At 66.1% G+C, this 21,028-nt stretch carries 18 protein-coding genes and 1 tRNA gene; 9 read left to right on the top strand and 10 right to left on the bottom strand.

What is annotated here, in order from left to right:
• Nucleotides 1-33 precede the first annotated feature (33 nt).
• The gene (locus tag LJ725_RS02145) at nucleotides 34-1,542 is read right to left on the bottom strand and encodes a DegQ family serine endoprotease (RefSeq protein WP_230548971.1); all 1,509 of its coding nucleotides are present in this window, start codon (nucleotides 1,540-1,542) and stop codon (nucleotides 34-36) included.
• A gap of 136 nt (nucleotides 1,543-1,678) precedes the next feature.
• On the opposite strand from LJ725_RS02145, the gene LJ725_RS02150 reads away from it, so the two are divergent.
• The gene (locus LJ725_RS02150; RefSeq protein WP_230548972.1) at nucleotides 1,679-2,353 is read left to right on the top strand and encodes a winged helix-turn-helix domain-containing protein; all 675 of its coding nucleotides are present in this window, start codon (nucleotides 1,679-1,681) and stop codon (nucleotides 2,351-2,353) included.
• Nucleotides 2,331-3,710, top strand: a complete 1,380-nt coding sequence (locus LJ725_RS02155; RefSeq protein ID WP_230548973.1) for a sensor histidine kinase — start codon at nucleotides 2,331-2,333, stop codon at nucleotides 3,708-3,710. Before LJ725_RS02150 ends, LJ725_RS02155 begins: the two co-directional genes overlap by 23 nt.
• Here LJ725_RS02155 and LJ725_RS02160 read toward each other — a convergent pair.
• The 5 genes from LJ725_RS02160 to LJ725_RS02180 are packed head-to-tail and all read right to left on the bottom strand — an operon-like array spanning nucleotide 3,695 to nucleotide 8,378.
• Nucleotides 3,695-4,411: an ABC transporter ATP-binding protein gene (locus tag LJ725_RS02160; protein ID WP_230548974.1), complete on the bottom strand. Its 717-nt coding sequence runs from the start codon at nucleotides 4,409-4,411 to the stop codon at nucleotides 3,695-3,697. The genes LJ725_RS02155 and LJ725_RS02160 overlap by 16 nt on opposite strands.
• Complete coding sequence (locus LJ725_RS02165; protein ID WP_230548975.1) at nucleotides 4,408-5,163, bottom strand: ABC transporter ATP-binding protein; 756 nt, start codon at nucleotides 5,161-5,163, stop codon at nucleotides 4,408-4,410. The genes LJ725_RS02160 and LJ725_RS02165 overlap by 4 nt, the downstream gene beginning before the upstream one ends.
• A complete protein-coding gene (locus LJ725_RS02170) occupies nucleotides 5,163-6,167 on the bottom strand; it encodes a branched-chain amino acid ABC transporter permease (RefSeq protein ID WP_230548976.1) in 1,005 nt (334 codons plus the stop codon). Before LJ725_RS02170 ends, LJ725_RS02165 begins: the two co-directional genes overlap by 1 nt.
• Before the next feature lie 6 nt (nucleotides 6,168-6,173).
• Nucleotides 6,174-7,076: a branched-chain amino acid ABC transporter permease gene (locus tag LJ725_RS02175; protein WP_230548977.1), complete on the bottom strand. Its 903-nt coding sequence runs from the start codon at nucleotides 7,074-7,076 to the stop codon at nucleotides 6,174-6,176.
• 30 nt (nucleotides 7,077-7,106) lie between these two features.
• The gene (locus tag LJ725_RS02180; RefSeq protein ID WP_268990371.1) at nucleotides 7,107-8,378 is read right to left on the bottom strand and encodes an ABC transporter substrate-binding protein; all 1,272 of its coding nucleotides are present in this window, start codon (nucleotides 8,376-8,378) and stop codon (nucleotides 7,107-7,109) included.
• A 105-nt stretch (nucleotides 8,379-8,483) separates the two neighbouring features.
• Between LJ725_RS02180 and LJ725_RS02185 the strand changes: the two genes are divergently transcribed.
• The gene (locus tag LJ725_RS02185; protein ID WP_230548979.1) at nucleotides 8,484-9,398 is read left to right on the top strand and encodes a DMT family transporter; all 915 of its coding nucleotides are present in this window, start codon (nucleotides 8,484-8,486) and stop codon (nucleotides 9,396-9,398) included.
• A 32-nt stretch (nucleotides 9,399-9,430) separates the two neighbouring features.
• Nucleotides 9,431-10,495: a lactonase family protein gene (locus LJ725_RS02190; RefSeq protein ID WP_230548980.1), complete on the top strand. Its 1,065-nt coding sequence runs from the start codon at nucleotides 9,431-9,433 to the stop codon at nucleotides 10,493-10,495.
• A 3-nt stretch (nucleotides 10,496-10,498) separates the two neighbouring features.
• Here LJ725_RS02190 and LJ725_RS02195 read toward each other — a convergent pair whose 3' ends face one another.
• Both LJ725_RS02195 and LJ725_RS02200 read right to left on the bottom strand, forming a co-directional pair.
• Nucleotides 10,499-12,001, bottom strand: a complete 1,503-nt coding sequence (locus LJ725_RS02195; RefSeq protein ID WP_230548981.1) for a tripartite tricarboxylate transporter permease — start codon at nucleotides 11,999-12,001, stop codon at nucleotides 10,499-10,501.
• 1 nt (nucleotide 12,002) lies between these two features.
• Entirely contained in the window at nucleotides 12,003-12,452 is a 450-nt protein-coding gene (locus tag LJ725_RS02200; protein WP_230548982.1) for a tripartite tricarboxylate transporter TctB family protein, read from the bottom strand.
• A gap of 431 nt (nucleotides 12,453-12,883) precedes the next feature.
• Between LJ725_RS02200 and LJ725_RS02205 the strand changes: the two genes are divergently transcribed.
• The 4 genes from LJ725_RS02205 (at nucleotide 12,884) to LJ725_RS02220 (ending at nucleotide 17,540) form a co-directional block, all read left to right on the top strand.
• A complete protein-coding gene (locus LJ725_RS02205; RefSeq protein ID WP_230548983.1) occupies nucleotides 12,884-14,176 on the top strand; it encodes an O-acetylhomoserine aminocarboxypropyltransferase in 1,293 nt (430 codons plus the stop codon).
• A 13-nt stretch (nucleotides 14,177-14,189) separates the two neighbouring features.
• Nucleotides 14,190-15,524, top strand: coding sequence for a Rieske 2Fe-2S domain-containing protein (locus LJ725_RS02210; protein WP_230548984.1), 1,335 nt, complete (start codon nucleotides 14,190-14,192; stop codon nucleotides 15,522-15,524).
• Nucleotides 15,524-16,861, top strand: a complete 1,338-nt coding sequence (locus LJ725_RS02215) for a Rieske 2Fe-2S domain-containing protein (protein WP_230548985.1) — start codon at nucleotides 15,524-15,526, stop codon at nucleotides 16,859-16,861. Before LJ725_RS02210 ends, LJ725_RS02215 begins: the two co-directional genes overlap by 1 nt.
• Nucleotides 16,862-16,931: 70 nt before the next feature.
• Nucleotides 16,932-17,540, top strand: a complete 609-nt coding sequence (locus LJ725_RS02220) for a glutathione S-transferase family protein (RefSeq protein ID WP_230548986.1) — start codon at nucleotides 16,932-16,934, stop codon at nucleotides 17,538-17,540.
• A 7-nt stretch (nucleotides 17,541-17,547) separates the two neighbouring features.
• Here the strand turns inward: LJ725_RS02220 and LJ725_RS02225 are convergent, their stop codons facing one another.
• Nucleotides 17,548-18,804 (bottom strand): MFS transporter, encoded by a 1,257-nt coding sequence (locus tag LJ725_RS02225; protein WP_230548987.1) that lies wholly within the window; start codon nucleotides 18,802-18,804, stop codon nucleotides 17,548-17,550.
• Between the two features lie 107 nt (nucleotides 18,805-18,911).
• On the opposite strand from LJ725_RS02225, the gene LJ725_RS02230 reads away from it, so the two are divergent.
• Nucleotides 18,912-18,988: transfer RNA gene (locus LJ725_RS02230), tRNA-Pro, on the top strand.
• 90 nt (nucleotides 18,989-19,078) lie between these two features.
• On the opposite strand, the gene LJ725_RS02235 is transcribed toward LJ725_RS02230, so the two are convergent.
• The gene (locus LJ725_RS02235; protein ID WP_230548988.1) at nucleotides 19,079-20,950 is read right to left on the bottom strand and encodes a nitrilase-related carbon-nitrogen hydrolase; all 1,872 of its coding nucleotides are present in this window, start codon (nucleotides 20,948-20,950) and stop codon (nucleotides 19,079-19,081) included.
• Between the last annotated feature and the right edge of the window lie 78 nt (nucleotides 20,951-21,028).

Below are 21,028 nucleotides of genomic sequence, written 5' to 3' on the forward strand. Positions count from 1 at the left end.
GAGCCCTGGGGCTCCGACCGATCGAGAGGTTTGCTAGGCCGCCCGGGGAGAGACAGCGACAAAGCGGGTCATCCCCTCTCGAAACACCTTCATCAGCACCGGCTTGCCGGTGGTCTTGGCTTCCTTGAGCTTCTCGACGGCCATCTTCGGGCTGTCGACGGCGTCCTTGCCGACCTGCTGGAGGATGTCGCCGGCCTTGAGGCCCTGGTCGTCGGCCGGGCTGCCCGGCTCGACCGTGGCCACGACCACACCCTTCACGTCACCGTCGAGGCCGAGCTGCTTGCGCGCCTCCGGGGAGAGCGGCGCCAGCGAGACACCGTAGGCCATCGGCTCCGCCTTCGCGGCGGGCTTGCCGTCGGCGCTGGCCTTGACGATCGCGTCGTCCTTCTGGCCGCCGACCTTGGCGGTGAGGCTCATCTCCTTGCCGTCGCGCCACACACCCAGCTTCACCGAGGTGCCCGGCTTGACCGCGGAGATCGTGCGGGTCAGTTCCTTGATGCCGTCGACCTTCTTGCCGTCGACGCTCACGATCACGTCACCCGACTGGACACCGGCCGCGAGCGCCGCGCTGTCCGGCTGGACCATCGCCACCAAGGCGCCCTTCTCGCTCTTGAGCGAGAGGCTCTCGGCGATCTCCTTCGACACCGGCTGGATCTGGACACCGAGCAGGCCGCGCTCGACCCGGCCGCTGTCCTTCAGCTCCGCCACCACCGGCTGCGCCAGCGAGGACGGGATGGCAAAACCCAGGCCGATGCTGCCGCCGGTCGGCGAGTAGATGGCCGTGTTGATGCCGATCACGTTGCCGTCCATGTCGAACAGCGGGCCGCCCGAGTTGCCGCGGTTGATGGCGGCATCGGTCTGGATATAGTCGTCGAACGGGCCGGAATGGATGTCACGGCCGCGCGCCGACACGATGCCCGTGGTCACGGTGCCGCCGAGGCCGAACGGGTTGCCCACCGCCATCACCGGCTGGCCGACGCGCACCTTGGAGGCGTCGCCGAACGAGACGTACGGCAGCGGCTTGTCGCTCTCGACCTTCAGCACGGCCAGGTCGGTCTTCTCGTCGCCGCCCATCATCTTGGCCGGCAACTTGGTGCCGTCCGCCATGGTGATCGTGATCGAGTCTGCCTTGCCGACGACGTGATAGTTGGTGACGATCACGCCCTTCGCGTCGATGATGAAGCCGGTGCCGACGGCCTGGGCCTTCTCCTTCGACTGTGGGCGGCCCTTGCCGTCCGGGCGACCCGGCTGCATCGGCTGGCCGAAACGCTCCGAGAAGCGCTTCATGAACTCTTCCATCTGCTTCTGCTGCGAGTCCGACATGCGGGTCTCGTCGCCGTCGTCCGCACCGGCCTTCATGGTCACGGCGACGTTGACGACCGCGGGGGTCACCTTGGCGGCCAGATCCGAGAAATCCTGAACGGGCATGGTCTGGCCGGCGATGGCCGCGGGGGCGGTGAACATCGGGGCGATCAGGGCAGGCGCCGTCAGGGCGGTGGTGAGCGCCAGGGCAGTCAGGATACGGGACTTGGTCTTGGTCATGATAGCTACAGCCTCCTCCTTGGGGGGTGAGCGGAATATGGGGGGTGGCCTGTAGCGCCCGGATGGCCGCAATATTGAATGTTTGTATAGTTGGGGAACGTTGCGCCGGGGGCCGGCGCCGGGATAGACGGGCGCCGTGAAGATCCTCCTCGTTGAAGACGACAAACAGACCGCCGACTACATCGCCAAGGGCCTGCGCGAGCACGGCCACGTGGTCGACCATGCCGACAACGGGCGCGACGGCCTGTACCTCGCCACCGGCGAGAAATACGACGTGCTGATCGTCGACCGCATGCTGCCGCAGATGGACGGGCTGTCGCTGGTCAAGGCGGCGCGCGCCTCCGGTATGAAAGCACCGGTCCTGTTCCTCACCACCATGGGCGGCGTCGATGACCGGGTCGCCGGGCTGGAGGCCGGGGGCGACGACTACCTCACCAAGCCTTTCGCCTTCGCCGAACTGCGGGCGCGCATCGGCGCCCTGTCGCGGCGTCCACCGATCGTGGCCACCACATCGCTGGTCGTCGGCGACCTGGAGATGGACCTGCTGGCCCGCACCGTCACCCGCGCCGGCAAGCGCATCGAACTGCTGGCCCAGGAATTCAAGGTCCTCGAATATCTGCTGCGCCATGCCGGCGAGGTGGTGACGCGCACCATGCTGCTGGAGAAGGTCTGGGATTTCCATTTCGATCCCAAGACCAACATCGTCGAGACGCACATCAGCCGTCTCCGCTCGAAGATCGACAAGGGCTTCGACAAGCCCCTGCTCCATACGATCAGGGGGGCAGGTTATGTCATCCGCGCGCCTGACTAGGATCCTGCGCTCGGCGAGCTTTCGCCTGCCCCTGCTCTATGCCGTGCTGTTCATCCTGTCGGCGGCCGTGCTTTTCGTCTCCGTCTACTGGACGGCCACCGCGGCGATGCAGAACGACATGGCGGCGGTTCTGCGCTCAGAGGCCTACCAGCTCGCCGAGGTGCACCGCCGCACGGGTCTTGCCGGGCTGGCCGAACAGATCACGCGGCGCATCAACTTCCGGACCAGGGGACCCATCTTCTACCTGCTGCAGGCACCCAACCGCCGGGTGGTCGTCGGCAACCTCCCCGGGATGCCGCCGGTCAACGGCGCCGTCGATTTCGAACCCCAGACCGACCTGCCGGAGCCCGTCGACGGCAGTGGCGAGCGCCCCAAACTGACGGGCTTCGGCCTGACGCTGCCCGACGGCTCGTTCCTGCTGGTGGCGCAGGATGCCAACCGGCTGGTCGACATGCAGCGCGCCATCATCCGTGCCTTTGCCTGGTCCGGCGGCCTCACCCTGCTCCTCGCCATCGCCGGCGGCGCGTTGCTCGGCACGAACTTCCTGCGCCGCATCGACACCATCACCCGCACCAGCCGCGCCATCATGGAGGGCGACCTTGCGGCCCGCATTCCCGAGCGCGGCACACATGACGAGATCGACCAGCTCGTCGCCAGCTTGAACGCCATGCTGGCGCGCATCCAGCAGCTCATGGACGGGCTGAGGCAGGTCTCGAGCGACATCGCCCACGATCTGCGCACGCCGCTCGGCCGCCTGCGTCAGCATCTCGAAGATGCGCGCGAGCGGGCGACCACGACCGCCGACTACAGCGCCGCCACCGAGGCCGCCATCGAGGAAGCCGACGCGCTGCTGGAGACTTTCTCGGCCCTGCTGCGCATCGCGCAGGTCGAGGCCGGCGCGCAGAAGAGCGCCTTCGCGCCGTTCGACGTCTCCGCGCTGCTCAAGAGCCTGGGCGAGACCTACGAGCCGGTGGCCGAGGACTCGCACCATGCGCTGGAGGTGCAGGTCGAACCCGGCGCAGCCCTGACCGGCGACCGGCAACTGATCGCCCAGCTGGTGTCGAACCTGCTGGAAAACGCGCTGCGCCACACGCCCGAAGGTACGAAGGTTCGCCTCGCGCTGCGTCGCCAGGCCGACGGATTCGAGATCGAAGTGGCCGACAACGGGCCGGGCATCCCCGCGCCCGAGCACGACAAGGTTTTCGATCGCTTCTACCGCCTCGACCGCAGCCGTTCGACATCCGGCAGCGGCCTCGGCCTCGCCATGGTGAAGGCGATCGCTGGCCTGCACGGCCTCGCGATCCGCCTGGAGGATGCGAAGCCCGGGCTGCGCGTGGTGCTTCAGACCGCCAGGTAGCGCTTCTTCACGTCGTCGTTCGCGCGCAGCTCGTCGATCGAGCCGCGATAGACGATGTGGCCCTTGTCGATCACCGCGACATGGCTGGCGATGTCGAGGCAGAAGTGCATGTTCTGCTCCGCCACGATCAGGGTCGTCCCCATGTCGCGCAGCCGCTGGATCAGCTCGCCGATCTTCTCGACGATGATCGGTGCCAGCCCCTCGCTCGGCTCGTCGAGTAGGACCACGTCGGGATTGCCCATGAGGGTCCGCGCGATGGTGAGCATCTGCTGCTCGCCGCCGGACAGCCGCCCGCCCATGCGCCCCTTCATCGAGGCCAGGATCGGGAAGACGTCGTAGATCTTCTCCAGCGTCCAGTCGACCCTGCCGCCGACGCCCGGCTTGATCGCGATCTTGAGATTGTCCTCGACCGAATGCTCCGGAAAGATCTGCCGGTCCTCGGGCACGAACCCCACCCCTTCGCGGGCAATGCGATCGGGCGTGAACTTCTGCACCTGCGTGCCCCGCACGGAGACGGTACCGCGCTTGGCCTGCGCGATGCCGATGATGGCCTTCATCGTCGTGCTCTTGCCCGCGCCATTGCGTCCCAGCAGCGCCAGCGACTGGCCCTTTTCCACCCCGAACGAGACGCCGAACAGGATCTGGCTGGCGCCGTAGAAAACGTCTATATCCTCGACGCGCAGGATCTCGGCTGCGCTCATGCGGCAGCTCCGTGCGCCGACTTGCCGAGATAGGCCTCGATCACCTTGGAGTTGGTACGCACTTCGTCCGGCGTGCCTTCCGCCAGCACCGCACCGTAGGACAGGACGCGCACCGTCTGGGCGACCTTGAAGACGATGTCCATGTCGTGCTCGATGAAGATCAGGGTCATGCCCCGCGCCCTCCACAGGCGCTGCACCGTCTCGATCATGCGCCAGCGCTCTTCCGGTCCCATGCCGGCCGTCGGCTCGTCGAGCAGAAGCACCTTCGGCTCCAGCGCCAGTGCCAGGCCGATGTCCAGCAGCTTCTGGTCGCCGTGGCTCAAGTTGCGACTGAGGATCCCCGCAACCCGCGTAAGGCCCAGCAGCTCCATAATCTCCTCACCCTGCCGCGTGGTGGCGGCGATCGGGAATGGCGACCGCAGGACGGTCTCGCGGTGCTGATGGGCCTGCGCCGCCGCCGCCAGGGCTTCCGCGACGGTGAGAGTCGGGAACAGGCTGGCGACCTGGAAGGCGCGGCCGATGCCCAGCCGCACGATCCGGCGCTGCGACAGGCCCGCGATATTCTCGCCGGCCAGCAGGATACGGCCGGAGTCGGGCGGGAAGCGGCCGGTGATCAGGTTGAACAGAGTCGTCTTTCCGGCGCCGTTGGGACCGATGATGGCGCTCAGCGACCCGTTGGCGAAGTCCAGCGTCACGTCGCGCGTCGCCGCCACGCCGCCGAAGGACTTCTTGAGGTTCTCGAGCTTGAGCATCAGGTGCCGCCCTTCCCCGCGTCCTTGTCGGCGGCATCGCGCACCGCCTGAGCGGCGGCCTGGCGGCGGTTCTCCCAGCGCTCGGCCAGCAGATCGAGCGGGCCTTTGCGCAGCCCGAGCACGAGGACGAGGATCACGATGCCCAGCACCAGTTCCGTATGGCTGGTGTAGCTCACCGTGATGTCGTTCAGCAGGCGCAGGATGACAGTGCCGACGAGCGGCCCCAGGAAGACGTTCGACCCGCCCAGGAGGATCATGAAGATCGCCTCGCCGGACGTGGTCCAGAAGCCGAAGTTGGGATAGGCGCCGGACACGAACAGGGTGAGCAGGATCCCGCCCACGCCCGCGATGCAGGCGGAGATCACGAAGCAGGCGAGCTTCACCAGCGGCACGTTGATGCCGAGGAACGCCGCGCGCTCCTGGTTGTCGCGGATCATGCGCAGCGTGTAGCCGAAGGGCGACGTCACGATCTGGCGAAGGATCGCGATGCAGACGATGAAGGCGATGGAACAGAAGATGTAGAGCTGTGTCCGGTCGGCCAGATCGATGCCGAGGAACTTCGGCCGCGGGATGCCGCCCATCAGCCCCTGGTCTCCGCCCGTGAAGGACACCCATCCGAGGATGATGTTGTAGAACAGCATCTGGAAGGCGAGCGTGAGGAACGCGAAGTAGATCTCGTTCAGCCGCACGCAGATCGCGCCCACGATCAGCGCCATCGTTGCCGTGAAGGCGATCGCCAGCACGAAGGCGCCGGGGATCGAGAACTTGCCCGACTGCATGGCGAGTCCGAAGGCATAGGCGCCGGCCGCGAAGAACATCGCGTGCCCGAAGGACACCAGCCCGGTGTAGCCGATCAGCAGGTTGAGCGACATGGCCAGCAGGCCGTAGGCCATGCCGAACATGATGAAGTCGCGGATTGCCGGGGGTGCACCAAACACCGGCACCAGCAGCAGCAGCATGAGCCCCAGCACGGCCAGGCCGAGATCGCGCCAACGTCCGACCATGGCCGCCTACCGATGTGGGCGGCCGAACAGGCCGCTGGGCTTGAAGATCAGGACCAGCGCCATGATCAGGAACATCACCCCGTCGACGAACAGCGGGAAGCCGATGCTGCCGAAGGAGCGCGTGAGACCGATGATGATCGAGGCCACGAAGGCGCCGACGATCGATCCCATGCCGCCGATCACCGTCACGATGAACGACTCGATCAGGATCGAGAATCCCATGCCCGGCGTCAGCGAGCGCACCGGTGCGGCAAGGGCACCCGCAGCACCCGCCAGGGCGCTACCGATGCCGAACACGGCGGCGTAGTAGAGATTCACGCGGATGCCCAGCGCCGACACCATCGGCCCGTTGATCGCCGCCGCCCGCACGATGCTGCCGAAGCGCGTGCGCACGATCACCAGCCACAGCAGCAGCCCGATCGCCATGGCCGCCAGGATCATGAAGAGATAGAACGGCGGAATGACCCCGCCCATGAAGCGGATCGGCGGCAGCCTGAACTCGGGCGGCATGCCCATCGACAGCGGCACCGGCCCCCAGATGATCTTGATGAGATCGTCCGAGATCAGCACGACGGCATAGCAGACCAACAGCTGCATTAGCACGTTGGAGCCGTACACCTTGCTCATCAGGACGCGCTCGAACAGGATTCCCAGCACGCCGACCGCCACCGCCGCCCCCAGGGCGGAGACGAAGTAGCTCCCGGTCAGCTGGTAGAAGGTCCAGGCCGCGTACGCCCCGATCATGTAGAGCGAGCCGTGTGCGAAGTTGATGACGTTCAGAACGCCGAAGATCAGCGTCACGCCCGACGCGATCAGGAACAGCAGCATGCCGATGATCATGCCGCTGGTGAGCTGCGTGACGACGCAAGACGTCGTCCCGACGCAGCGTAACAACGCGTCGAGATCCACCTGATTATCCTACTCGAAAGCCGGGGCCGGTCAGGAGATATAGCCCTGCTTCTTCTTCCACTGCTTCTCGAGTTCGAAGATCGGCTCCCAGGCAGAGGCCTGGAAGTCGCTCACGTAGGGTTCCTTGGACTGCGAGACACCGTAGCCGATGATGTAGTCGACCAGCGTGTTGTCCTCGGCGCGCATCGTCACCGTTCCCTTGGTGCCGAACTGGCTCTTGAGCGTCATGCCCTTGATGGCCTCCGCCATCTTCTTTCCGTTGGTGTCGCCGTTGGTCTTCTTCAATGCCTCGACGATGAACTCGGCGGCGACGGCGTTCTCCCACGACCAGTTGGTGGGCTTGTGCTTCTGCGTCTTGACGTAGTTCTGGTACCACTCCTCGTTTTCCTTGGTGGCCGGCACCGTGCGGTTGTAGCGGCCGCCCGAATAGACGCCCTGGGGGAACTGCTTCACCTGGTCGACGACGCCGTAGTCGCCGAGGTTCACCATGAACGACGCCTGCTTGTCGAACAGGCCGTAGAGGTTGGCCTGGTCGATGAAGGCGACGAGATCGCCGCCCCACAGCGCCGAATACATCGCATCGGCCTTGGCGTTGAGCAGCTTGGTCACGACCTCGGTGTAGTCCGGCTGGAACAGTTTGGGCCAGGACTCCTCGACCACCTGGATGTTGCCGTCGAAGTGCTTGGCATACTCCATGAACTCCGCGGTGTTCGAGCGGCCATAGGCGTAGTCCGGCGAGCATGTCGCCCACTTCTTCAGACCCTTGGCCTTGGCGATCTTCGCCGCGTAATCGCCGCCGCCGATCGCGTCGTGAATGCCCTGGCGGGCCGTCCGGAACGCGGTCGGGACGTGCAGCTTGGGATCGGCCGTCAGGGACGAGGTCTCCGAATTGGAGTGGATGCAGAGCACCCCCATCTCGCGGATGACCTCCTGCACGGCGAAAGCGCCGCTGGAGGCCTCGGCATCGAGGATGATCTCGCACTTGTCGTTGTTGACGAGATCGCGTGTCACCTTGGCGGCTTCCTGCGGCGCACCCTTGGAATCGCGCACCACCATCTCGATCTTGCGGCCGTTGATGCCGCCAGCTTCATTGAACTTGTCGAACACCACCTTTAGGCCGCCGACGCTCGTCTGGCCGAGGATCGCGACGCGGCCTGACAGGATCGTCGGCACACCGATCTTGATCGCGCCAGTCTGCGCCTTGCTGATGGCGGGTGCGCCGACCAAGCCGGCAGCGACCATGGCCCCCGCGCCTTTCAGAACTTGACGACGACTCGCGCGACGTGAATCGATGGATGCCATGGTGTTCGCTCCCGAAAATTCTTGTGCGGTCGATGACCGATTGCCGCGATCCTATGGTCAATCCTTCGACGCGGTCAAACGGCAACGCTGTCGAGAAGCGGAGAAATGATTTCGCTACCCTGGATCTGGATTCCGCTCACCGTTTTCGCCGCCGGGGCTCAGACCGTCCGCAACACCGCGCAGCGTCACCTCACGGCCGAGTTGGGAACGCTCGGCGCGACCCTCGTCCGGTTCCTCTACGGCATGCCCGTTCTGGCCGTGTGGCTTTGTCTCGTGCTCGTTGTCGGCGGATTTCCCCACCCAACCCTCACCTGGACGTTCGGTGGCTGGGTCGTGGTCGCGGCGCTGAGCCAGATGTCGGGCACGGCACTCTTGTTGCGCGCCATGGAGGAACGCAGCTTCGCGATCGGCCTCGTCTACTCCAAGAGCGAGGTCATCCAGGTGGCGCTCTTCTCCGTCGTTTTCCTCGGCGAGACGATATCGGGGCTGGCGATCGCCGCCATCGTCGTGGCGACGTTGGGTGTCATGCTGCTGTCGCCGCGCCCGCCAGCTCTCGATGGCGCGAAGAGCCGCTGGGCGGATCCGGCGGCCCTCTACGGTCTCGCCTCCGGATCGGCCTTCGCCATCTCCGTCGTCGGCTATCGCGGCGCCAACCTCGCGCTCCACACCGGGTCGCCCTTCCTGGCCGCCGCGGAGACCCTGTTCTGGAGCCAGTTCCTGCAGGCGGCACTCCTCACCGCGTGGCTGCTGGCGCGCAAGCCGACGATCGTCCTGGCTGCACTGCGTCAGTGGCGCGTCTCGATCTTCGCCGGGGTCGCCGGCGCCTCGGCGTCATTGGCCAACGTGACGGCACTGGCACTCGCGCCGGCCTCGCAGGTCCGAACCCTGATCCTGATCGAAGTCGTATTCAGCTATTTCGTCTCGCGCCGCATCTTCCACGAACGGACGAACCGCCGGGAACTGACCGGCATCATCCTCGTCATGGCGGGTGTCATCCTGATCGTCTCGAACGCGCGTTGACCTCGCAGCCGTCCGGCGCCGACTATGGGAGAATGAAACCACTTCCCTTGTTCGCCTACGTCGGCAGCTACACTTCTCCGGAGCGCAACGGCCACGGCAACGGCATCAACGTCTATCGCGTCGATCCCCGCAGCGGGGCTCTCCGGCACGTGCAGCATCTAGACGGGCTCGAGAACCCTTCTTTCCTGGCTTTGAACGACGAAGGCACCCGCCTCTACTCCGTGCATGGCGATCGCAGCGAGGCGACCTCCTATACGGTGGACCGGGAGACCGGGCGACTTACCGTCCTGAACCGTCAGCCAACCGGCGGATACAATCCGATCCACCTCGCCTTCGATGCCAGGCAACGCTTCCTGATCGTAAGCAACTACGGCTCCGATTCGCTCGCCGCGCTGCCGATCGCGAAGGACGGCAGCCTCGCGCCCTATTCCACCCTCACCGCGGTCAAGGCGCCGCTGGGGCCGCACCGCATCGAGCAAAGGAACGTGCGCCCGCATCACAATCCGCTCGATCGTGCGGGCAAGACCTTTTACCTGCCCTGCAAGGGTTCCGATTGCGTGATCGGCTACCGGCTCGATGCAAGGCGCGGCGTCCTGGTCGAAACCAGTCGTGTCGCAGCACGCCCCGGCGCCGGACCGCGCCACATCGACTTTCACCCGCGCCGGCCCTTTGCCTACGTTATCAACGAACTCGATTCGACGATAACAACCTACCGCCAGGAAACTGCGAGCGGCGCTCTGGCGCCACTTCAGACCGTACCGTCGACGCCGCCGGAGTTCACCGGCTACAGCACCGGTGCGGAAATCTGGGTCGATGGGAGCGGGCGCAACGCCTATGTCTCGAACCGCGGGCACGACAGTATCGGCGTCTTCGGGATCGATCCGGCAAAGGGTACGCTGACGCCGCGTCAGTGGGTGCCGACACGAGGAAGCGTGCCGCGCTTCTTCGCCTTCGATCCGGCGGAGCGCTTCCTCTACGTCGCCAACCAGGGAGGCGATTCGATCATCGCCTACAAGGTCGGCCGAAACGGCCTGTTGGCCTCTACCAGGCTGCGGACGAGGGTCGGCAGCCCGGCATGTATCGTGTTCTCCCGCTGAGGGTCAGCCTTCCTCCTGGAAGGCCTCCTCTCGGGCTTTCTTGATGCTCGGCAGCGCCATCAGGATCAGCAGCAGCGCCGTCGTTATGAGCAGGCCCAGACTGATTGGACGCTCGAGGAAGACCATGGCGTCGCCGCGCGAGAGCAGCATGGCGCGCCGGAAGTATTCCTCCATCTGCGGTCCGAGAACCAGACCCAGCAGGAACGGTGCGCCCTCGCAGCCCAGGCGGACGAAGATGTAGCCCAGCACACCGAAGGCGGCGACCTGCATGACGTGGAACGTGCTGTTCTGCAGACTGTACGCACCGATGCAGCAGAAGAGCAGGATGGCCGGCGCCAGATAGCGGTACGGCACGGTCAGCAGCTTCACCCACATGCCGATCATCGGCAGGTTGATGATCACCAGCATGGCGTTGCCGATCCACATCGAGACGATCATGCCCCAGAACAGGTCCGGCTTCTTGGTCATGACCTCGGGGCCAGGCTGGATGCCCTGGATGATCATGGCTCCGACCATCAACGCCATGACGGCGTTGGACGGGATGCCCAAGGTGAGCATCGGGATGAACGAGGTCTGCGCAGCGGCATTGTTGGCCGCCTCGGGCGCGGCGACGCCCTCGACCGCGCCCTTGCCGAACTCACCGGGAGTCTTGGAGAGCTTCTTCTCCAGCGTGTAGGCCGAGAAGGCGCCGAGGGTCGGACCGCCGCCGGGCAGCACGCCCAGCAGGGAGCCCAGAATGGTCCCGCGCAGGATCGCAGGCGTGGCGCGCCGAATCTCTTCGCGTGTGGGCCACAGCGATCCGACTTTGATCGCCCCCCCGCGTTCAAGATGTTTCTCCAGGTTCACCACGATCTCGGCGATGCCGAACAGGCCCATGGCGATCGGCGCGAAGTCGATGCCGTCGCTCAGTTCCGGAACGTCGAAGGTGAAGCGCTGGGCGCCGGTGTTGACGTCGGTGCCAACCAGGCCGAACAGCAGCCCGAGGAACACCATTGCGATCGCCTTGGTGATCGAACCGCTGGCCAGAACCACCGCCGCGACCAGGCCCAGGGCCATCAGCGAGCAGTAGTCGGCCGGGCCGAATTTCTGCGCCATGCGCGTCAGCGGTTCGGCGAAGATGACGATGATGATCGTGCCGACGGTGCCCGCGAAGAACGAGCCGACGGCCGAGATCGAGAGTGCCGCACCCGCGCGTCCCTTCCGCGCCATCTGGTAGCCGTCGAGACAGGTGACGACCGATGACGCCTCACCCGGCAGGTTCACGAGAATCGACGTCGTCGACCCTCCGTACTGCGCGCCATAGTAGATGCCCGCGAGCATGATCAGCGAGGCGGTCGGCGGCAGGTGGAAGGTGATGGGCAGCAGCATGGCGATGGTCGCCACCGGACCGATGCCGGGCAGAACGCCGATCAACGTGCCGACCATGCAGCCCAGCAAGGCGTAGGTCAGGTTCTGGAAGGTGAAGGCGACGGTTATGCCCAATCCGAGGTTGCCGAGGAGATCCATGTTACCAAATCCCCTGCACGACAGAGATGTTCATCCCGAGACCCATCTTGAAGACGACCGTGCAGAGGATCGACAGAACGACGATGTTGCCGATGACCTCGGTGAGCTTGAACTCCTCACCGGCCAGCGACGAGATCAGGATCAGCACGATCAGCGCCGGGATCAGCCCCGCACGCTCGAAGAGAAGTGCGAAGCAGACGATGCCGAGCGTCACCAAAGTGATCGGTTTCCACTTCGGCCGTTCCACCGGCTCGCTGCCGCTCACCACGGCGACGATGCAGATCACCACGCCGAGAGCCAGCAGGATGAGCGACAGCATTCGCGGCACATAGCCGGGCCCCATCCGAACCGGGGTACCCACGGCAAGATGCTGCCCGACATAGAGAGCGCCCAGACCGAAGGCGACAAACATCAACCCGGACAGGAAGTCCTTGGTCAGAAACCGTTCCACGGCGTTTCGCTCCCTGTAATCTTTACGCTGTGCCGCGACAGAGGGCGTCGCGAATCACACGCAAGACCGTATCCGCCGATACTTACGCCAAGCTGACGCGGTACTGACGGCCCCCGCTGGCCGAAACGAAACATGGTGTCTGCAATGTGTGCATCTGCAGATACCGCGCGACTCCCGCAACCACGGAGAATGCTGGCTTTCGCCCGCAGGTACGCTGATGGAATCGACGTGAATTCGGCTGGGCTGAAGAAGCTGCCCGTAAAATAAGCAGTGCACCGTCGACTCCGCTGCCCCGGTGTCGGCCGCGGAATCCGCACGTTCGAGCCGCCTTGCCGCCCATAACGCTTGCGCCATACGGAACTGTCGGCGCCTGCAAAGGCACGACCACCTGTCGTAGGCTCCCTGCCGACAAGAAATGAATGGAGACGAATGTGAGCGACAAGACATATGGCTTCGAAACACTGTCGCTGCATGCCGGGGCGGCGCCCGACCCCACGACCGGCGCGCGTGCCCTGCCGATCTATCAGACGACCGCCTATGTGTTCGACGATGCCGACCATGCCGCGGCCCTGTTCAACCTCCAGACCGTCGGCTTCATCTATTCCCGACTGACCAATCCCACGAACGCCGCGCTGGAGACCAGGCTGGCGACGCTGGAGGGCGGTCGTGGCTGCACCGTGGCCTCGTCGGGCCACGCCGCGCAGGTCCTCGCCCTCTTCCCGCTGATGAGCCCCGGCGCGGAGATCGTCGCGGCGTCGCGCCTCTATGGCGGTTCGCTGCAGCAGATGAAGAACACCTATCCGAAGTTCGGCTGGACGGCGAAGATCGTCGACGCCGACACGCCGGACAATTTCAAGCGTGCCGTCACCGACAAGACCCGGGCCTTCTTCATCGAGAGCCTCGCCAACCCAGGCGGCGTGATCAGCGACATCGAGGCCATCGCGCGCATCGCAGAGGATGCGGGCGTGCCACTGCTGGTCGACAACACGCTGGCCACTCCGTACCTGTGCAGGCCCATCGACCACGGCGCCACGCTGGTCGTGCATTCCACCACCAAGTTCCTGAGCGGCACGGGCACCTCCATGGGCGGCGCGATCGTCGATTCGGGCAAGTTCGACTGGTCGCGGGGCGGCCGGTTCCCCAGCCTCGCCGGACCGGAGCCCGCCTATCACGGGCTCAATTTCTACGAGACGTTCGGCGACATGGCCTACACGTTCCACAGCCATGCTGTCGGCCTGCGCGATCTCGGCCCGACGCAGGCGCCGTTCAACGCCTGGCTGACCATGCTCGGGATGGAGACGCTGGGCCTCCGCATGGAGCGCCACTGCGCCAATGCGTTGGCCGTCGCGAAGCACCTCGAGACGCATCCCGCCGTGGCCTGGGTGAACTATGCCGGCCTGCCCTCCAACAGGTACCATGCGCTGGCGAAGAAATACCTGCCCAAGGGCGCGGGCTCGATCTTCACCTTCGGCGTGAAGGGTGGCTACGACGTCGGCATGAAGGTGGTCGACAGCGTCGAGTTGTTTTCGCACCTCGCCAACATCGGGGACGCCAAGAGCCTGATCATCCATCCCGCCTCCACCACCCACCGTCAGCTTTCCGAGGAGCAGCGTGTCGCGGCCGGCGCGGGCCCCGACGTGCTGCGCCTGTCGATCGGCATCGAATCGGTTGCAGACATCATCGCCGATCTGGATCAGGCTCTGGCCAAGGCGACAAGCCAATGAAAAGAGGAAGGAAATGCTCAGCAAGGAGGACAACGAGTTCCTGACCCGTGCCGGCAAGGGCACGCCGATGGGCGAGATGTTGCGGCGCTTCTGGATGCCGGCGCTGCTTTGCGAGGAACTGCCGGAGCGCGACGGGCCGCCGAAGAAGATCAGGCTGCTCGGCGAGGATCTGCTGGCCTTCCGGCAGACCGACGGGCGGGTCGGCATCGTCGAACCGCATTGCCCGCATCGTGGCGCCAATCTCTACTATGGCCGCAACGAGCAGTGCGGCCTGCGCTGCTCCTTCCACGGCTGGAAGTTCGACGTCGACGGCAACTGCGTCGACCTGCCGACCTCGCCGCCGGACTCGGGCTACAAGGACAGGATCAGGCTGCAGGCCTACCCGACGCGCGAATGGGCCGACATGATCTGGGTCTACATGGGCCCACGCGAGACGATGCCGGAACTGCCGCAACTCGAGCTGGGGCTCGTTCCCGCCGGTCATCGCTTCGTCACCAAGAAATGGCAGGACTGCAATTGGGTGCAGAGCCTCGAGGGCGCGATCGACACCTCGCACTTCTCCTTCCTGCACAAGGTTCTGGCGACCGACGACGAGGCCGCGCGCCGCGCCATGAGCCGGGCTGCGCTAAGCGACCAGGCCAAGCCCGACGATCGCGTGCGCTGGGTCCAGAACGACCCGCGCCCCCGCTTCAGCGTGCTGGGCCACGACACCGGCCTGGTGATCGCAGGTGGCCGCAAGACCGACGGACCCGAACTCTACTGGCGCATCGCCCAGTTCCTCATGCCCAGCCACGCCTACACGCCGGCCGCCTTTCCCGGCGAGATCTACTACGGGCAGACGTGGGTGCCGGTCGATGACGTCAACTGCTGGATCTATACCTATTGCTGGCAACCCGACCGGCCGTTGAGCAATTCCGAACGCGCCAAGTTTCGCGGCGGCTTCAACGTCCATTCCGAGGTCGACGCGGACTACAAGCCGTTGCGCAACAAGGACAACGACTATCTGCGCGACCGCAGCGTCCAGCTCACCGAGAACTTCACCGGCATCACCGGCGTGTCCGAGCAGGATGCCGCCATCCAGGACAGCCAGGGACCGATCCAGGACCGGACCCGGGAGCATCTCGGCCCGACCGACATCGGCATCGTGGAGTTCCGGAAGCTCGTGATGGGCACGGCGCGTCGCCTCGCCGCGGGCGAGCCGCCGGCGGCGGCCCACAAGGCCAGCCGCTACGCCGTGCGCTCCGGCGGCTGGATCGCCGCGCCGGACAAGGATCTCGCGACCGTCATGACCGAACGTTTCGGTCACGATCGCGGCTATATCGGCAACCAGTACGGATTGGGTGACTGATGCTCTCCCCTGCTGACAACGCATTCCTGACACAGAGCAGTCCCGGCACGCCGATGGGCGATCTGCTGCGCCGCTTCTGGATGCCCGCCCTGCTTTCGGAGGAGTTGCCCGAGCGCGACGGACCGCCGAAGAAGATCCGCGTCATGGGCGAGGACCTCCTCGCCTTCCGCCAGACCGACGGGCGGGTCGGCATCGTCGAACCGCACTGTCCGCATCGCGGCGCCAATCTCTATTTCGGACGCAACGAGGATTGCGGGCTGCGCTGCGCCTTCCATGGCTGGAAGTTCGACATCGACGGCAACTGCGTCGACCTGCCGACTTCGCCGCCGGAATCGACCTACAAGAACACGATCAGGCTCCTGTCCTATCCGGTGCGCGAATGGGCCGACATGGTCTGGGTCTACATGGGACCGCGCGAGCACATGCCGGAACTGCCGCAGCTCGAGCTTGGCCTGGTCCCCGCCGGCCATCGCTTCGTCTCCAAGAAGTGGCAGGACTGCAACTGGGTGCAGAGCCTCGAGGGCGCCATCGACACCGCGCACTTCTCGTTCCTCCATGCCATCCCGACGAAGGACGAGGCGACGCGGCTCGACATCCTGCGCAAGACCTCGGCCATCGGCCAGGAAGGCGGCCTCGCCGATCGCAGCCGCTGGGTGACGGAGGATCCGCGTCCGAAGTTCCGGATCCAGAGTCACGACGCGGGGCTCGTCATCGCGGCAGGACGCAAGACCGACACGACCGATCTCTACTGGCGAATCGCGCAGTATCTGGCGCCCAATCACGCGCTGGTGCCGGTTGCCTTTCCGGGCGAGGTCTATCACGGGCAGACCTGGGTGCCGGTCGATGACACCAGCTGCTGGATCTACACCTACAGCTGGGTGCCCGACCGGCCCCTGACCAACGCCGAGCGCGCCAAGTATGCGTCCGGCCTCAGCCTGCATGCCGAGATCGACGAACACTATGTGCCGAAGCGCAACATGCGGAACGACTACATGATCGACCGCGAGCTGCAGAAGACGCTGAGCTACACCGGCATCAGCGGCGTGTCGGACCAGGACGCCGCGATCCAGGACAGCCAGGGGCCTGTCCAGGATCGCACCCGGGAACATCTCGGGCCCACCGACGTCGGAATCGTCGAATTCCGCAAGCTGGTCATGGCCGCGGCCCGCGCGCTGCAGCAGGGTCAGCCGCCGCGCGCTGCCGCCTCGCCCTCAGGTTACGCCGTTCGGGCCGGAGGCTGGATCGCCGGCCCGGAGAAGGACCTCGCGACGGTGATGGTCGAACGCTTCGGCCACCGGGACGGCTATGTCGGCGCCGAATACGGGCTCGCCGAATAGAGGATTAGACCGCCACCGGACGCTGCATTATCGTCCGCCCCGACCTTGGGAATTTGGGGGAGAATACGACGTGACCATCAAGATTTACGGCCCGACGGCCTCGCGTGCGGCGCGCGCTCTCTGGATCGTGCACGAGCTCGGCATTCCGTACGAGCACATTGCGGTCGAGATGAAGGACCTGAAGAACCCCGACTATCTCAAGGTCAATCCGAACGGCAAGGTGCCGGCGATGGTCGACGGCGACTTCAAGCTGTTCGAGTCGATGGCGATCAACCTCTATCTCGCGGCCAAGCACGGCAAGGACGGGTTCATGCCGTCGAGCCTCGAGGACCAGGCGCTGTGCAACCAGTGGAGCTACTGGGGCATGACGGAACTCGAGAAGCCCCTGCTCACCATCCTGATCGACATGTTCATGACCCCGCCGGACAAGCGCAAGCCGGAGGCCGTCGCCGAGGCGCAGAAGATGCTGCCCAAGCCGCTGGCGGTGCTGAACGGGGCGCTCGAGGGACGCGACTACCTGCTGGGCTCGACCTTCACGGTGGCCGATCTCAACCTCGCGTCGATCCTGAGCTGGGCCAAGCCGATCAAGTTCGACTTCTCGCCCTTCCCCAACGTGAACGCCTGGCTCGACCGCTGCCTGTCGCGGCCAGCCTTCAAGGCGGCGCGCGGCTCGAAGTAGCCGGAAGCTATTCAGCCGGCGCCGGCTGCGGTACCGGCAACGACGCATCGCGCTCGTTGCCGGGCAGCAGCAGCGCCACCAGCGTGATCACGACCGAGGTGACGGCGAGGCCAAGGAACAGTAGTTCCAGGCTTCCCGTCGTCTCGCGGACCCAGGCGATCAGCAGGATCGCCAGCGGTCCTGCTCCGAACGCCACCACGAACTTGGCGCCGAAACCGAGCCCGTGATAGCGGCTGGGCGTGTACCGGGCGATCAGGATGTTCTCGATCGGACCGGCCGCCGAACTCAGCACCGCCGAGCCGATGGCACCCAGCAGGGCGACATAGCCGTTGCCCATGGCCAGCGCGAGCATGGCGATCACCTGCAGCGCCGAGGCGATGACATAGGTCGCCTTGAGGGGATAGCGATCGATGATGCGCCGACCCATCGCATACTGCGCCACCCCGGAGACGACGTAGATCATCGAGGTGGCCAGGCCGACCCACAGCACGATCTGGGTGGCGACGCCCCACGAGGCGAGTCCGTCGCGCAGCGCCGAGATCTCGGGCGCCAGCTTGACCTCGAACACCATGGCGGCACCGAACATCACCGCCTGCCAGATCACCCCTTCCAGCGCCATGGTGACGGACAGCACCGAGAAAACGCGCCAGAAGTCGCGTCGGCCGACCTGCGTTCCCTTGGCTTGCGGCATCGGCCGGTCGCCGACCTTGCCCTGGCGAATCTGCACCCAGAGGACGATGCCGACGACGAGGCAGACGATGCCGGGGACGATGAACGCCGCCCGCCACGAGGCCAGCGTGATCAGCACGCCGGGCACGATGCCGTAGAGCGCGAGCCCGGCGCTGCCCCACAGTCCGTTCACGCCCATGGCGTGGCCCTGTTCCCTGGCCGTGCGGATCACCCAGCCGATGCCGACGGAATGGTAGAACGCGCCGAACGCGCCGATGCCGCACAGCGCGAGCGACAGCGCCAGCGTGTCGCCGGTCGGCACGAGACCGCAGGCGATAGACGACAGGCCGAGACCGAGGAACATGACGACCATCATCGCCGGCGCGCCGAACCGGTCCGACGCCCAGCCGGCGGGCAGCGACACGACGCCGAGCAGGATCGTGGCCGGCGCGTAGAGGCGCAGCAGATCCTCGGCCGGCAGGTTCCAGGAAATGGCCAGCGTCAGGACGATGACGGCGTAGAATGCCGTCATCATGTGCATCAGCGCGTGGCCGATGGAGGAAAAGAGCAGGACGCGCCGGCCGGAATCGATCATGGGGCCTGTATCCTTTGTCGCCGCACCTCGTGCAAGCCGGCTTGCGGCAACGCTGCCATTCGCGCTAAAGCCCCCGTGCCGCGGGCCGACCAGCCGGCGGCACCGGTCGGGGCGTAGCGCAGCCTGGTAGCGCATCAGTCTGGGGGACTGGGGGTCGCAGGTTCAAATCCTGTCGCCCCGACCAATTCATTTTACCGAACAATTGGGCCGCAGGGGCCCCACCCGTTCCCCCTCTATTGCGGAAACGGCTGGCATGATCGGCTCGAAAGCGCGCCTAGCGGCAGGCGAGCGGGCCCGTGCCCTTGGCCCGCCAATCCCTCACGCAGTCGCTGTCGTCCTTCATCACGATCGGGATGAAATAGAGCGACACCTGGCCGGTGATGAGCTGCTGCTGGTTGATCCAGCTGCCCGGTGCCGGCACGCGCGTGCGGTAGCGCACGGCATCCTCGCCCGCCTGCGCCGTCAAGGTCGGCGTCTCGACGACCGGCTCGGGTCCATAGATTCCGGCCGCCGTCGCCTCGCCGGCGCGACGTCCGCCGCTCACCAGCCAGAGCTGGTTCTGCTTGGCCGAGGCATAGGGGAAGAAGTCGGCGCGGCCGGTCGGCGGATTGCTCACGGCGAAGAGCTTGGCGTCGATCTGCACCTTAAGGGCGCCCGGGCGCCCCGCCGGGGCCGCCAGGATGTCGGTGCGCAGGGCACCGTAGAGACCGCCCAGTTCGGGCACCCGCAGTTCCTCGGCGAGTGCAAGGCCCACACGGCCGAGCGGCGTGTCGACGACGACCGGTCCGTCGCCGGGACTGGCCCATGCCGCCGTCGCGGGCGGGAGATGCGTCGCGCGATAGCGGCCCAGCACCGTGCCCTCGGGGCCGGCCAGCGCCACCGTGTGATAGATCTTGTCGCCCTCGCGCTCGGGATAGCTGCCGACGACATAGCCGGCACCCGCCTTGGCCGCCGCGCCCAACGCCTTCTCGAAGTCGCCACCGCGCGCTTCGGCGCGGTTCTTGATCTCCGACGCGGCCAATCCCGAGGCCAGTCCCGACAGTTCCGGCAATACGAGGAGTTCGCCCGGACCGGGCCGGGCCGACGAGAGCAGCGACGGTCCCTCCGGCCATTGCGCCGCGGCGAGCGAGACCGAGCGGACCGTCACCGTGGCATTGGCATCGGTCGGACTGCGATGCAGCGCCAGCACCGGCGAGTAGAGTTCGGGACGCCGACGCGCCAGCGCTGCGGCGCGCTCGGCATCTGCGTCGGCGGGCGTGATCGTCGTCGCATAGATGCCGGCAAGGCCAGGCGGCAGGGTCTCCGGCGCTACCACCGGCGCCTGCACCAGTTTCTCGCCCTTGGGCGACCAGATGCTGGAGCCGCCATTGTAGTAGAGCTTGCCGCCGGTGATCGGATTGGTCTCGACGCCGGTGCGCGTCGCTCCAACGACCCAGACGCCGTTCTGCGCGCTCATGTACTGGACGTTCGAGACCGTCGAATGGTTGCCGGTCGCCTCGGCCGGCGGCGTGCCCGGCATCACGCGGTCCGACACCGAATGCCAGCCGATGATCTGCGCGCCACGCAGCGCCGCCAGACGGGCATACTGCCAGTAGGTGTCGTCGTAGCAGATCAGCAGCGCGATGCGCCCCAGCGGCGTGTCGAACACCTCGACGCCCGTGGTGCCGGGCGCGAAGACCTTCTGGTCCTGCGGATTCAGGCCGTTCTTGCGGTACTTGCCGACGATGCCGTTGGGCCCCATCAGCACCGCCGTGTTGTAGACGAGGCCGGTGGCCGCATCGCGCTCGGCGATGCCCACGCTCATGTGCATGCCGGTGCGCTGCAGGATCGGCAGCACCGCGGCCGTGGCCTTGCCCGGGATCGTATCGACGAACGGGGCCAGTTGCTGAGGCCCGCTGAACAGATAGCCGCTGACCGCCGTTTCCGGGAACACGGCGTACTCGACGCCCTGCTTCGCCACCTCTTCGGCCGCCTTGGCCAGACGGGCGACGTTGCCGTCCAGATCTCCCCAGGCAGGAACGAAGTCGACCGCAGCCACCTTCACCTGCTTGCGCGGCGCGGTCGTCTGGGCATCGGCCGGAAGGACCGCCGCCATCAGCGCGATCGCGCTGACGAGCCCCGTCGAAACCATGGACCTGAACGACATCGCAACCCCTCCTGCAGCACCCGGAAAAGATACCGCTCTATCGCTGCAGCTTTAAGCAGCATGTTCGGGCGCTGCGAG

It is taken from the genome of Reyranella aquatilis, from assembly GCF_020880995.1.
Taxonomy (GTDB): domain Bacteria; phylum Pseudomonadota; class Alphaproteobacteria; order Reyranellales; family Reyranellaceae; genus Reyranella; species Reyranella aquatilis.